The organism is Stenotrophomonas sp. 220_Sma (assembly GCF_056487375.1).
Map to the genome: position 1 here is coordinate 485,967 of NZ_CM151348.1, position 12,889 is coordinate 498,855.

Consider the following 12,889-nt stretch of genomic DNA (forward strand, 5'->3'; position numbering starts at 1 on the left):
CATGACGCCGGGCCGGGCGGAATGGGACGAATCCGGTATTCGGTCACAATGTGATGAAAGCGACCATGATTGACGCAATCGGGCCGTCCAGCGCTGGCGCTCCGGGCCGGGGAGGACTAACGTCGAACGCTTCGCCCGCCCCAGTGCACGCCCATGACCGAGCCCGCAACGCCCCCCGAGCACCTGCGCCGCAGCCTGTCCAACCGCCACCTGCAGTTGATCGCCATCGGCGGTGCCATCGGCACCGGCCTGTTCATGGGCTCGGGCAAGACCATCAGCCTGGCCGGCCCGTCCATCGTCTTCGTCTACCTGATCATCGGCGCGATGCTGTTCTTCGTGATGCGCGCGATGGGCGAGCTGCTGCTGTCCAACCTGCAGTACAAATCCTTCATCGACTTTTCCACCGACCTGCTTGGTCCCTGGGCCGGCTTCTTCTGTGGATGGACGTACTGGTTCTGCTGGATCGTCACCGCCATCGCCGATGTGATCGCCATCGCCGCCTATGCGCAGTTCTGGTTCCCTGGGCTGGATGCCTGGATACCGGCACTGGCCTGCGTGCTGCTGTTGCTGGCACTGAACCTGGTGACGGTGAAGCTGTTCGGCGAGATGGAATTCTGGTTCGCGCTGATCAAGATCGTGGCGATCTGTGCACTGATCATCACCGGCGCCGGGCTGGTGGCGTGGGGCTTCACCTCGCCCAGTGGCCACACCGCGTCGTTGTCGAACCTGTGGAATGACGGCGGCATGTTCCCGATGGGCCTGGTCGGCTTCTTCGCCGGTTTCCAGATCGCGGTGTTCGCTTTCGTCGGCATCGAGCTGGTGGGTACCACCGCCGCTGAAACCGCAGACCCCGAGCGCAACCTGCCCAAGGCGATCAACTCGATCCCGGTGCGCATCATCATCTTCTACGTGCTGGCGCTGATCGCGATCATGGCGGTCACCCCGTGGCGCCAGGTGGTGCCGGACAAGAGCCCGTTCGTGCAGCTGTTCGTGCTGGCCGGCATTCCCGCCGCGGCCAGCCTGATCAACTTCGTGGTGCTGACCTCGGCCACGTCCTCGGCCAACAGCGGCATCTTCTCCACCAGCCGCATGCTGTACGGTCTGGCCGAAGAGGGCCACGCACCGCGCGGGTTGTCGAAGTTGTCACGCGCTGCAGTGCCCGCCCGTGGCCTGCTGTTCTCGTGCCTGTGCCTGCTGGGCGGCACGTTGCTGATCTACCTGATCCCGAACCTGGTGACCGCCTTCACCCTGGTGACGACGCTGGCCACCGTGCTCTTCATCTTCGTCTGGTCGCTGATCCTGGTGGCCTACATGGCCTACCGCCGCCGCTACCCGGAACGCCACGCTGCCTCGATCTTCAAGATGCCCGGCGGCGTCGCCATGTGCTGGGCCTGCCTGGTGTTCTTCGCCGCCGTGCTGGTGCTGCTGAGCCTGCAGGCCGACACCCGCCAGGCGCTGGTCGCCAGCCCGGTGTGGTTCGTGCTGTTGGGCGTGGGGTACTGGGTGCGTCGGAGGACCGCGAAGTAATCCAGCATTTGCGTTCCATCGATTGATCCAGAGATCTCTCCGGAGTGGGGTCAGAGGCCGTTGCGCAGCAACGGGATCCGACCCCCGCAGGAAATCGGCCGTTGCCGTTGCTGTTGAGGTTGCCGGCCAGCGGCCGGCACTACCACGGGTGCAGGGCGCAGCCCTGCCGACCCCCATTCACCCAACATTAGCGGGCGCGGCCGGATGATCCGGCCGCCATGTCCTGTCGCCCTCTCCTGCTTGCGCTGTTGCTGCTGCCCAGCCTGTGGCCCGGGCTGGCCGCCGCGCGCACCGTCTACCGCTGCGTGCAGGGCAACACCGTCAGCCTGGCCACCGCACCGGAGCCGGGCTCGCGCTGTACCGCGAAGGAGATCGACGACAACGCCATCCAGACCCCGAATCTGTGGGGCAACATGGGCGTGTTCAGCGGCGTGCTGTACGAGCGCGAGCAGGATGGCGCGCTGGTCTACTCCACCCGCAACCTGCCCGGCTCGCGGGTGTTCCTGAAGTTCACCATGGCCACGCCGCCGGGTGAGCCTGCCCACGAAGGCCTGGGCAAGGTGGGCAAGCCGCAGCTGGCGCAGCATGCCAAACAGTTCAAGGCCGCCGCCAAGGCCACCGGCGTGGATGATGCGTGGCTGCGCGCGATCGCCCATGCCGAAAGCAACTTCGATGCGCTGGCGGTGTCCAGCAAGGGCGCACAGGGCGTGATGCAGTTGATGCCGGACACCGCGCAGGAGTACGGGGTGAATGATCCGTTCTCGCCGCAGCAGTCGATCGATGGCGGCGCCCGCTACATGCGCGCGTTGCTGCGTCGCTACAACGGTGATCGGCCGCTGGCAGCGGCCGCCTACAACGCCGGCATCGGCGCGGTCACCCGCTACAAGGGCGTGCCGCCCTATGCCGAAACCCTGGCCTACGTGGACAAGGTGATGGCCCTGTACGCACGCTACCGCGAGGCGATGGGCATCCGTACCGAGGTGCCGGCGCGCTAGGCGGGTGGTGCTGCACGCACGTGGTTCTACATGGGAGCTTGCTCAGCGCGAGGTGGAGGTGCTGACCAGTTCGTAGCGTTCGATGCGGCCCAGGCGGGCAACCTCGGCCTGCACGTCGGCGCGCTGCTTCAGCGCACGCCAGGCCGCATCGATCTTCACGTCACCGGGCAGCGACGGATAGGTGCGCATGTCCTGCAGGCTGGCCAGCGTTTCACCGCGTTCAACGGGTGAGCGCAACTGTTCGATCAGCACGGCAGCTGCGCCGTCGAGATTGCCCTCGTCCAGCAGCATCTCGCGCTGGAACAGGCGCGCGTCATCGCCCTGGGCCAGGATCGCTGCACGCGCGGCCTGTTCGGCCTTGGCATCGCCACGTTCACGGGCGGCAACGAACTGCAGCAGTGCCTGGGCCGCCTTGCCGTAACCGGCCAGGCCCGGCATGTCATTCACTGCCGTGGCGGCATCCTGCATGCGGCCCAGCGAACTGAACACGAAGCCGACGTTGAACTGGTGCTCGGCACCATCGGGGCCCAGTGCACCGATGCGTGCGGCCAGCTTGGCTGCCGCCAGCGCATCCTCGTTGCGGCCCAGCCGGCGCAGCGCGGTGAGCCGGCTGTTGAGCAGCCATGCCACCCATTCGGCTTCTGCCGCCGAAGGCGCCTCGCCTTCGGCGGCCGCAGCGGCCATGCCATCGGTCAGCGCCAGCACTTCCTCGTTGCGGTCCAGCATCAGCAGCGTGCTGCTGAACTCGGCCATGCGCGCGTCCAGCGCCCGGTCGAGCAGGCCGGAAACCCGCAGTTCGTCGAGGTGCTTCTGTGCAGCCTGCACGGGATCAAAGCGCGGGTTGGCGCGGTCGACATAGGGATCGAAGCGCTTGTCACTGCGCAGCCGGATGATTTCGGCGGGCGCGGAGATGCGGGCCAGGGTCGCGGGGATGGCCTCGCCACGGCCGTTGTCGGCCTGCAGCGTGGCCAGTGCCAGCCACAGTCCGGTGGGTTCCAGACCGCCGCTCTTCCAGCCGTTGTCGAACAGTGCCTGCAGCAGTTCCATACGCTGCTGCGGCTGGTCCCGCAGGCGGAACTGCAGGTAGTTGATCGCGTGGTGGTCCACCGGCAACGGCGCATCGGCATGCTTCAGCGCCTGCACCAGGTGCTTGGTGGCAGGCGCCGGTTGGTTCTCGGACAGTTCCACCGAGACCAGGGTCAGCAGGATCTGCGCATCGTCCGGCAGTGCCTCCTGCGCGCGCTGCAGATAGCGGCGAGCCTGGTCCGGCTTCTTCTGCACCATCGCGGTCCAGCCGGCCACCTGTGCGGCGCGGCCGCGATGTTCAGCATCGAAGTCATCCAGCATCGGATCTTCCATCAGCCGTTCCATCGCGATGAGTGCGCCCAGCGTGTTGCCACTGCGTGACTGCTGGATCGCCTCATCCCATCGCGTGGCATAGGCCTGGTGCATCGCATCGGCGGTGACTGACGGCTTCTGTGGTGCCACCGAGATCGAGGCGGAGGCCGGCGTGCTGGCCAGTGTGGCCACCAGCAGGGCGGCGAGGGGGAAGATGCGGGGCATGGAGGATCTCCATCCGTGGGAAGAGCATTGAACCCGCTGTAGCCAGGGAGAACAAGCGCGACGCATGGAACTCTGGTATCCGGCAGTACGTTTGGCCGTGGCGGATCCTGCGTTCAGCGTCTATTGTCGGTGCCTCTTCAGACAGCAGGCAGGCAGCGCAGCACGATGGCACGGTGGCAATGGATGGCGGCAGGCGTAGCGTTGGCGACCGTAGTGGCACTGGCCGCGACCTGGTGGGAGACGCCGCTGCATACGCCGGCTGAACCGGCAGGTCCGGTTCCAACGCCGCTGGCGTGGACCGCGCAGATCGAGCCGCTGGCCGGCGATGGCCACCCGGGTGACCGCGATGGCGCGTCCGCGCAGGCGCGTTTCGCCGATCCGTACGCGTTGCTGCGCAGTGCCGATGGCAGCGTCTATTTCACCGATGCCGGTGACAACAACCGGATCCGTCGCCGACTTCCCGATGGCCGCGTTGAAACGGTGGCCGGGCAGGGCGAGGGGCGTATCGATGGCCCGGCACTGCAGGCCAGTTTCAATACGCCCTCGGGCATCGCCGCCGATGCGCAGGGCAACCTGTATGTGGCCGACACCGGCAACCACGCGATCCGCCGTATCGGCACCGATGGCCAGGTGACCACGCTGGCCGGTGGCGAACAGGGCTACGCCGATGGCCCTGCCGCGCAGGCCCGCTTCGATGCGCCGATGGGCATCGCAGTGGATGCGCAGGGCCAGGTCTACGTGGCCGATACGTTCAACGATCGCATCCGGGTGATCGGTACCGATGGCAGCGTGCGCACCCTGGCCGGTGGCGATCGGCCAGGCTTTGCCGACGGCGTGGGTGCCGCCGCGCGTTTTGATACGCCGGTGGCGCTGGCCTTCGATGCACACGGTGCGCTGCTGGTGGCCGACCTGTTCAACAACGCGGTTCGCCGGGTGGCGGCCGATGGCACGGTCAGCACCGTTGTCGCCGCCGGTGGCGTGATCAATGGGCCGCTGTCACTGGCCACCACCCACGACGGCGTGCTGTACGTGGGTGACCTTGATGGCCGCATCGTGCAGGTAACACCGCAGGGCCACCAGATCGCGCTGGTGGGCAACGGCCGCCTGCCACGCCTGGCCCGCCCCAGTGGGTTGGCGATGGATGCCGATGGCAGCGTGCTGGTCGCCGATTCCGCCAGCTATCGCCTGCACCGCCTGCGCCCGCTGCCGGTGGGTGACCTGCCGGCACCGGCGCTGGTCGGGCCCGCTGCCGATGCAGCATTGCCGGACACCGGTGGGCGCTGGCCATTGGCACCCCAGGATGGCTGGCATGAAGTGGTCGGCACGCTGGGCGAGGTGCGCGGCAACTTCAAGGGCGAGAGCCGCCACCACCTGCACGGCGGTTTCGATGTGCGCGGCGATGTCGGCCAGACCGTGCTGGCGATCGCCGATGGCAAGATCAGCAGCCCGGTAGCGGCGTGGAGCCTGGGTGGGCAGGCCGAGGGCCTGGCCGTGGACCGTCTCAAGTACATCCACATGCGGGTCGGCCGCACCCCGCGCGACCAGCCGTTCGATGCGCGCTGGCAGGCGCTGTACGACGAGCAGGGCAAGCTGGAGCGGATGCGCGTGCGTCGCGGCACGCGCATCCACGTCGGCGATCGCCTGGGCAGCATCAACAACCAGGCGCACGTGCACCTGGCGGTGGGCACCGGCGGCTTCGAAACCAACGCCGTGGCGCTGGGCTTCCACAACTACGCCGACCACTTCGCACCGCGCATCACCGATGTGGCGCTGCTGGACGACAACGACCAACCGCTGGCGGCCGGCAGCGACGGCGTGGTGATGCTGGCGCGGCAGGGCCGCGGCGTGCAGATCGTGGTCGAGGCCTGGGACCAGGTCGACAACAACCTGCCGCGCCGCCGCCTGGGCATGTACCAGGTGGGCTACCAGATCCTTGATGCTGCCGGGCAGCCGCTGCAGGGCTACGAGCAACCGCGCTGGAACATCGTGTTCAACCGCATGCCGCCGCAGAACGAAGCGGTGCGCGTGGCCTACGCGCCGGACAGCGGCATCACCGTGCATGGCAGCGCGGTGACCCGTTTCCGCTACCTGGCCACCAACACCGTGCGTGACGGCCTGATGGAAACCGGGCGCTGGCAGCCGGCGGCATTGCCACCGGGCGAGTACACCGTGCGCGCCAGCGTGCGCGACTACAGCGGCAACGAAGGCGTGGGCCCGCGCGAGATCAGAGTACGGTTGCTGCCATAGCCGCAGCCGGGGCGCCGCAGCGTTCGCGCTCGGCGTCCATGTCTTCCAGCGGCCGCACCTCGATGCTGCCGAAGCGTGCCCACGGGAAATCGCGGGCGATGCGCATGGCTTCGTCGCGGTCGCGGGCGACGATCAGGTTGAAGCCGGCCAGCAGTTCGCGGGTTTCCGCGAACGGGCCATCCAATACACGGCTGTGGCCATCACGCACGCGCAGGGTCTGCGCGGTGTCGACTGGCTGCAGCTTCTGCGCGGCCAGCAGCGTGCCTTCCGCCTGCAGTCTGTCGGCGTGGGCGAGGCAGTCGCGCATCAGCGCGTTGAATTCTTCGGTGGGCAGGGCCTGCAGCAGGGCAGGCTCGATGTAGATCAGAAGCAGGTACTGCTGCATGGCACGGTCCTGGCGGGGGCGGGGTGTCCATGATGGCGCAGGTTTGCCTGCCGGCATGCTGCAGCGCGGGAGGCCGCCTGCGGCGGGCGATCGGCGAACGGCGGAGCCCCTCCGTGGTGGGGTGGGTTGGTCGCTGAAAGCTGGGTTTCAGAGGGTGGGTCGGGCGGGTGGGATTGGCGGGGACGCCGTGAATCCGTCCCTGGAGGCTTAGCCGCGCCATCCATGGCGCGGATACCCCGCCAATCCCACCCGCCCGACCCCTGACAGATTCCGGTCGCCGAACCACCACGGGAAATCAACAACAAGAGCGAAAGCGGGTCGCTCCGCTCGCAAAGCCGAGGCCGCCAGCCAACCGCCGTTGCTGTTGCTTTTGCTTTTGCTTTTGCTTTTTTTCTTGATCTTCCCGTGGTGGAACGGAGACAGGAACTTGTCCAAGGCCGGGTGGGTAGGCGGGGCGGGGGTGTCCGCGGCATGGATGCCGCGGCCAAGCCCCCAGGGACGGGTTTACGGCGTCCCCCGACCCGCCTACCCACCCGGCCAAACCCATGAACCCGAGCTTTTCAGCGACCAACCCAACCCACCACGGAGGGGCTCCGCCGTTCGCCGACTCCCGCCGAAGGCGCGCTTTCCACGGAAGAAATAATTTTCAGAAGACGTGTCGATTCCCAGCCCCCTGGTTCGTTGTACCCAGTGAAGGGCACGCACCACGCGTCCCCACGGGAGACCGCAATGAAAGTGATGGTGATCGTGAAGGCCAACGCCGACTCCGAAGCCGGCCGCATGCCCAGCGAACAGGAACTGTCCGAAATGGGCGCCTTCAACGAACAACTCGTGGCCGCCGGCATCATGCTGGCCGGTGAAGGCCTGCATGCCACCCAGCGCGGACGTCGCATTCATTTCGGCGGCGGCGCGCCGAAGGTCGAGGCCGGTCCGTTTGGCCCCGCCAGCGAACAGATCGCCGGTTTCTGGCTGTGGGACGTGCGCTCGCTGGACGAGGCCGTTGAATGGGCCAGCCGCGCGCCGTTCAACAGTGGCGGCACGCTGGAGCTGCGCCCGCTGATTTCCGCCGAAGACTTCGGTGAAGCCTTCACCCCCGAATTACAGCAGCAGGAACAGCGTCTGCGTGCACAGCTGGAAGGTTGACCCGATTCATTTCCCCCGCCGGGCATGGCCCGGCGCCACCCCCCTGAAACCCACGACGGAGCATTGCCATGAAATTGATTCCCTTCCTCGGCTTCAGCGGCCAGGCCCATGAGGCGATGGCGTTCTACGCCAAGGCACTCGGTGGCCAGGTCACCTCGGAAATGAAATACCGCGACATGCCGCCCTCCGATGGCTCGCCGGGCTGCAACGAGATGCCGCCGGAAACCCTGGACCACGTCGCGCACAGCCAGCTGGAAATCGGCAGCGCCATCGTGATGGCGGCCGACGGTCCCGGCGGTGGCGAGGGTGGCTCGACCACCATCAATGTCGACGTCGACAGCATCGAAGAAGCCGAACGCGTGTTCGCCGCGCTGGCCGACGGTGGCCAGGTGCAGATGCCGATCGCCGAAACGTTCTGGGCGCACCGCTGGGGCATGCTGATCGATCGCTACGGCAAGCCGTGGATGGTCAACTGCATGAAGCAGCCCTGATTCTTCTTTCTTCCATTCACAAGGAGCTTCACCGATGAGTGCACCGCAACCGCAGATGATCTTCGTCAACCTGCCCGTGCAGGATCTGAACGCGTCCAAGGCCTTCTTCGCCGCGTTGGGCTACAGCTTCAACCCGACCTTCACCAATGACGATGCGGCCTGCATGGTGATCAGCGAGAGCATCTTCGTGATGCTGCTGACCCAGCCGTTCTTCAAGCAGTTCACCAACAAGGCGATCGCCGATGCACGCAGCCAGACCGAGGTGATCACCTGCCTTTCGGCCGACAGCCGCAAGGCGGTGGACGTGATGGTGGACAAGGCACTGGCGGCCGGCGCCAGCGAACCGCAGCCGGCGCGCGACTACGGCTTCATGTACCAGCGCGGCTTCCAGGACCTGGACGGTCATCTCTGGGAAATCGCACACATGGACGGCGAGCCGGGCTGACGGTCGCCGCAGGGAGACACCTCATGGCTTACGTGGATGCTTACGTGCTGCCGTGCCCGCAGGACAAGGTGGCGGCCTACCGCCGCCTTGCCCGCAAGGCCGGCGCGGTGTGGAAGGACCATGGCGCGCTGCAGTACATGGAGTGCGTGGCGGACGACGTGGAGCCGGGCAAGAGCACCTCGTTCCCGCGCGCGGTCAAGGCAAAACCGGGCGAAACGGTGATCGTCGCCTTCGTGGTGTTCCGTTCGCGCGCGGCGCGCGACCGTATCAACGCGAAAGTGATGGCGGACCCGCGGCTGGCGTCGCTGGGCCCGAAGGACATGCCGTTCGACACCAGGCGCATGTTCTGGGGCGGCTTCAGGCCCATTGTCGAAGCGTGAGCCACGGCGCTTGTGCGGGCCACGCGTGCGTGCTGTGATCGGCGCATGCTTGATCCCGCACTGACGCAGCGTCTGGAAACCCTCTGGCGGATGGAGTCGCCGGTGTTGATCGCGCGCCTGGCGCGGCTGCTCGGGGGCGATGTCGGCCGCGCCGAGGAGCTGGCCCAGGACACCTGGCTGGCCGCGCTGGAGCGCTGGCCGGAGCAGGGCATCCCGGACAACCCCGGAGCCTGGCTGATGACCACTGCGCGCAACCGTGCCATTGATGTGCTGCGCCAGCACCAGCGGGTGGCGCAGCAGCATGCGCAGTGGGGCGAGGAACTGCATCCGGCACCCTTGCCAGCACCGGACGACAGCCAGGCGCTGGAAGATGATCTGGGTGACGACCTGCTGCGGCTGATGTTCGTGGCCTGCCATCCGGTGCTGCCGGCCGATGCACGGGTGGCATTGACCCTGCGCCTGCTCGGTGGCCTGACCACTGTCGAGATCGCGCGCGCCTTCCTGCAGCCCGAGCCGACCATCGCCCAGCGCATCGTGCGCGCCAAGCGCACCTTGGCGCAGAAGCAGGTGCCCTACGAGGTCCCGCGTGCTGACGCGATGCCCGAGCGGCTGACTTCGGTGCTGGAGGCGATCTACCTGGTGTTCAACGAAGGCTATGCGGCCAGTGCCGGTGATGACTGGATGCGTCCGGCGCTGTGCGAGGAGGCATTGCGGCTCGCGCGCATCCTGGCGCACCGGCTGCCGGTGCCGCCGGTGCTGGGCCTGCTGGCGCTGATGGAGCTGCAGGCCTCGCGTGCCGCGGCACGGACCGATACGCAGGGCGTGCCGGTACTGCTGGACCAGCAGAACCGCGCGCGCTGGGACTGGCTGCAGATTGAACGCGGGCAGCAGGTGCTGGCGCGCGCGCTGGCCGCCGGTGGCGCTGATGATCCCTATGTACTGCAGGCGCGTATCGCAGCGTGCCATGCAGCGGCGCGCCGCCCCGAGGATACCGACTGGCCGCGCATCGCAGCGCTCTATACGCAGCTGCTGCAGGTGCAGCCTTCGCCAGTTGTCGCATTGAACCGCGTGGTGGCGATACTGCGCAGCGACGGTGCCTTCGCGGCGTGGGCGCAGCTGCAGCCGTTGCTGGTGGACGCGCGACTGCGCGAGTACGCGCCGCTGCAGGTGGTGCGCGGGGAGCTACTACAGGCGCTGGGGCGCGACCTGGACGCACGTCACGCTTTTGCGGAAGCCGCCAGACTCAGCCAGAACCAGGCAGAGCGGGGCCTGCTGCGGCAACGGGCCGGCCTGCCTCCCACGGAGTGACCTCGACGAAGGCAGCACTTGTCGGCGGGCCCGCGAGCCGTTATGTTTCGCGCCCAGCGGACGCGTCAGCGTCCACTTTCCATGCGTATTGACCGAGGAGCGGTTGGATGTATTCAAGGACGAAGAGCGCATCGCGCGCTTTTGCGCGCCTGCTTGCCTGTGCCCTGTGCCTGGCCGTATGGCCGATGGCCGTGCAGGCGGCAGACAAATCACAGCAGGCCTATTGGGCCGGGTTTGCCTATACCGCTGATGCCGCTGCCGTGCAGGCGACCACGCCGCATGCGCACGCCGTGCTGGAAAAGCGTGGCTTGATCCCGCTCAACCAGACCCTGGGGCAGGGGCTCAAGCGTCGCCCGCCGGCCAATCTGGAACTTATAGACCAGCCGGTGGCGATGCTCGACGGCACCACCAGTGCGACAGTGCTGGCCGCGGCACTGGACCGCGAACTGGTCTCGGTCGAGCCGATCGGCGACCAGTACAAGGTGCTGGTGGAAGTGGCGCTGCAGGCGCTGTTCTTCGATTTCCGCGAGCGCCAGGTGATCGCGTCCTATCCGCTTACCCTGCAGCGCATCGACGTGCAGGATTACCGGCCGGACAACGACGATATCGACGCGATCGTCGCCGATCTCCTGTATGGCAGCGCCGATACCAGCCTGTCGCAGGTGCTGGCTGCCAGCCTCGCCCAGGCCCGGCTGCCCGATGCCGCCGTGCGTCGCCTGCAGGTCGGTGGCGTAACCCTGTCCGACGCGGTCCGCGCCAAGCTGCCCGACCCGAAGTGGGAAGCCCCGCTGCGCGCCACGCTGGCCCATGAGCTGTCCAAGACGCTGTCGTCCAATACCGGCGTCGGCCTGCTGCCGCCGGCCTCGGGCCAGGCGATCGGTGGTGCGATGGCGGCGCGCTTTGCCGACGGCAAGGTCTACCAGCTGAAGATTCCCGAGCCGGACTACGTCATCAACCTGCAGGTGGATGCGCTGAAGAACGGCGTGATCGAAGAAACCCCGGCGATGAAGACGATGCTGTTCGGCGCGTTCTTCACCGCCAAGGTGACCGAGCCGTTCTCCGGCAAGGTCTATTTCGAACAGCCGCTGCGCAAGGGTGCCACCAAGGTGGTGCCGGTCACGCAGTGGCAGGTCGACCAGTGGTCGGCCAGCTACGAAACCCTGCTGGCCGGCTTCGACGCCTTCGCCGGCGCCGCCGCCAAGCGCGCCGATTCGCGCGGCTGGCTGGACGAACAGAAGCCGGGCGGCCGCCCGTTGCAACAGCAGACCCAAGCCCTCCAGGAGTTGATCAAGTCATGTCGTTGATGCGTACCATCCTGCTCATCCTCATCGCCCTGGTGGTGGCCTCCCCGGTCGCTGCACAGACCGCCAGTTCGCGCGGTACCGGTTCGGCCAGCTACGGCCTGCGCCTGAGTGCCGACACCCGCGCCCAGGCCCTGAACAAGGCCAAGGTCAATGCACTGGAGGCGTACATCGCCGAAACCGGTGCGGCCAAGCTGCGCCTGTTCGAAGCGCGTCGCGCCGAGTTCATCGGCGAGATCGACCGCTACGTGCTCAGCGCCGTGCAGCTGTCGGACACCGAAGACAAGAAGGCCAAGACCTACACCGTCACCGTCCGCGCCGAGATCAACACCACACTGCTGCAGACCAAGCTGGATGCCGGCTCGGCCGTGGCCGGTGCCACCGCCGCCCAGCGTTCGCTGCTGACCTTCCTGTTCATGGCGCGCTCGCAGGACACCGTGCAGTCGTTCCAGGACAAGGAATACCGCCGCGTCGACGCCAGCAGCAGCTACAGCGAGAATACCCGTGAAGGCGACAGCTTCCGCGGCAACTCGGTCAGCACCAACGGCAGCATCAACCAGAACGGTTCGATGTCGGTCACCAGCGGCGGCAGCACCACCCAGCGCAGCGACAACATCAGCTGGAAGGTGGCCAACGCCGCCGAAGTGAACACCGCGATGACCGGCGCCTTCAGCGCCGCCGGCTACGAAGTGGTTGAAGCCGAATACGTGGAAGGCGAATCGCGCGGTCTGCTCAGCATCGAGCGTATCCGCAAGGACTTCAGCACCGGCAACGACCTGGCCCCGGCCACCCTGCGTGATACCGCCAACGGCATCCGCGCGGCCAACATCCCGTACATCGCCGTCGGCACCCTCGACGTCGGCATGCGCGACCGTGACCCGGCCAGCGGCAACACCCGCGTGTTCGTCACCGTCACCGGCAAGGTGCTGGATGTGACTGGTCGCTTCCCGCGCACCGTGTCGTCGGTGGGCCCGGTGCAGTTCTCCGGTACCGGCCCGAATGAAACCGTCGCCCGTACCAACGCGCTGCAGCTGGCGGCTGAAAAGGCTGCCCAGCAGATGATCAACGAACTGAACGTCAAGGCAGTTCGTTGATCCGCCACCC

General features: G+C 67.1%; 13 protein-coding genes. 10 read left to right on the forward strand and 3 right to left on the reverse strand.

Annotated elements, in window-relative coordinates:
• Positions 1-153 precede the first annotated feature (153 nt).
• Entirely contained in the window at positions 154-1,527 is a 1,374-nt protein-coding gene (gene cycA, locus ACZLIB_RS02330; protein ID WP_049399140.1) for a D-serine/D-alanine/glycine transporter, read from the forward strand.
• Between the two features lie 218 nt (positions 1,528-1,745).
• On the forward strand, positions 1,746-2,522 hold the full coding sequence (locus ACZLIB_RS02335) for a lytic transglycosylase domain-containing protein (protein ID WP_478469064.1): 777 nt from the start codon (positions 1,746-1,748) through the stop codon (positions 2,520-2,522).
• Positions 2,523-2,564: 42 nt separating this feature from the next.
• On the opposite strand, the gene ACZLIB_RS02340 is transcribed toward ACZLIB_RS02335, so the two are convergent.
• Complete coding sequence (locus ACZLIB_RS02340) at positions 2,565-4,085, reverse strand: tetratricopeptide repeat protein (RefSeq protein WP_478469066.1); 1,521 nt, start codon at positions 4,083-4,085, stop codon at positions 2,565-2,567.
• Between the two features lie 165 nt (positions 4,086-4,250).
• On the opposite strand from ACZLIB_RS02340, the gene ACZLIB_RS02345 reads away from it, so the two are divergent.
• Complete coding sequence (locus tag ACZLIB_RS02345; protein ID WP_336684663.1) at positions 4,251-6,332, forward strand: NHL repeat-containing protein; 2,082 nt, start codon at positions 4,251-4,253, stop codon at positions 6,330-6,332.
• On the opposite strand, the gene ACZLIB_RS02350 is transcribed toward ACZLIB_RS02345, so the two are convergent.
• Together ACZLIB_RS02350 and ACZLIB_RS02355 are read right to left on the reverse strand one after the other, a co-directional pair.
• A complete protein-coding gene (locus tag ACZLIB_RS02350; RefSeq protein ID WP_478469068.1) occupies positions 6,310-6,717 on the reverse strand; it encodes a YciI family protein in 408 nt (135 codons plus the stop codon). The two genes, ACZLIB_RS02345 and ACZLIB_RS02350, sit on opposite strands and share 23 nt — an antisense overlap.
• 207 nt (positions 6,718-6,924) lie before the next feature.
• A complete protein-coding gene (locus ACZLIB_RS02355) occupies positions 6,925-7,152 on the reverse strand; it encodes a hypothetical protein (protein WP_478469069.1) in 228 nt (75 codons plus the stop codon).
• 294 nt (positions 7,153-7,446) lie between these two features.
• Here ACZLIB_RS02355 and ACZLIB_RS02360 point away from each other — a divergent pair, with 294 nt between their 5' ends.
• The 7 genes from ACZLIB_RS02360 to ACZLIB_RS02390 all read left to right on the forward strand — a co-directional run bounded on the left by ACZLIB_RS02360 (position 7,447) and on the right by ACZLIB_RS02390 (position 12,879).
• Entirely contained in the window at positions 7,447-7,860 is a 414-nt protein-coding gene (locus ACZLIB_RS02360) for a YciI family protein (protein WP_279943182.1), read from the forward strand.
• 68 nt (positions 7,861-7,928) lie between these two features.
• Complete coding sequence (locus ACZLIB_RS02365) at positions 7,929-8,351, forward strand: VOC family protein (RefSeq protein ID WP_012509913.1); 423 nt, start codon at positions 7,929-7,931, stop codon at positions 8,349-8,351.
• 34 nt (positions 8,352-8,385) lie between these two features.
• Positions 8,386-8,796, forward strand: a complete 411-nt coding sequence (locus tag ACZLIB_RS02370) for a VOC family protein (RefSeq protein ID WP_134952180.1) — start codon at positions 8,386-8,388, stop codon at positions 8,794-8,796.
• Positions 8,797-8,819: 23 nt separating this feature from the next.
• Positions 8,820-9,176 (forward strand): DUF1428 domain-containing protein, encoded by a 357-nt coding sequence (locus tag ACZLIB_RS02375; RefSeq protein ID WP_110710915.1) that lies wholly within the window; start codon positions 8,820-8,822, stop codon positions 9,174-9,176.
• Positions 9,177-9,221: 45 nt separating this feature from the next.
• Positions 9,222-10,484, forward strand: coding sequence for an RNA polymerase sigma factor (locus tag ACZLIB_RS02380; RefSeq protein ID WP_478469070.1), 1,263 nt, complete (start codon positions 9,222-9,224; stop codon positions 10,482-10,484).
• Between the two features lie 107 nt (positions 10,485-10,591).
• Entirely contained in the window at positions 10,592-11,788 is a 1,197-nt protein-coding gene (locus ACZLIB_RS02385; protein ID WP_049398325.1) for a hypothetical protein, read from the forward strand.
• Positions 11,779-12,879: a hypothetical protein gene (locus tag ACZLIB_RS02390; protein ID WP_019337987.1), complete on the forward strand. Its 1,101-nt coding sequence runs from the start codon at positions 11,779-11,781 to the stop codon at positions 12,877-12,879. The genes ACZLIB_RS02385 and ACZLIB_RS02390 overlap by 10 nt, the downstream gene beginning before the upstream one ends.
• Positions 12,880-12,889 lie beyond the last annotated feature (10 nt).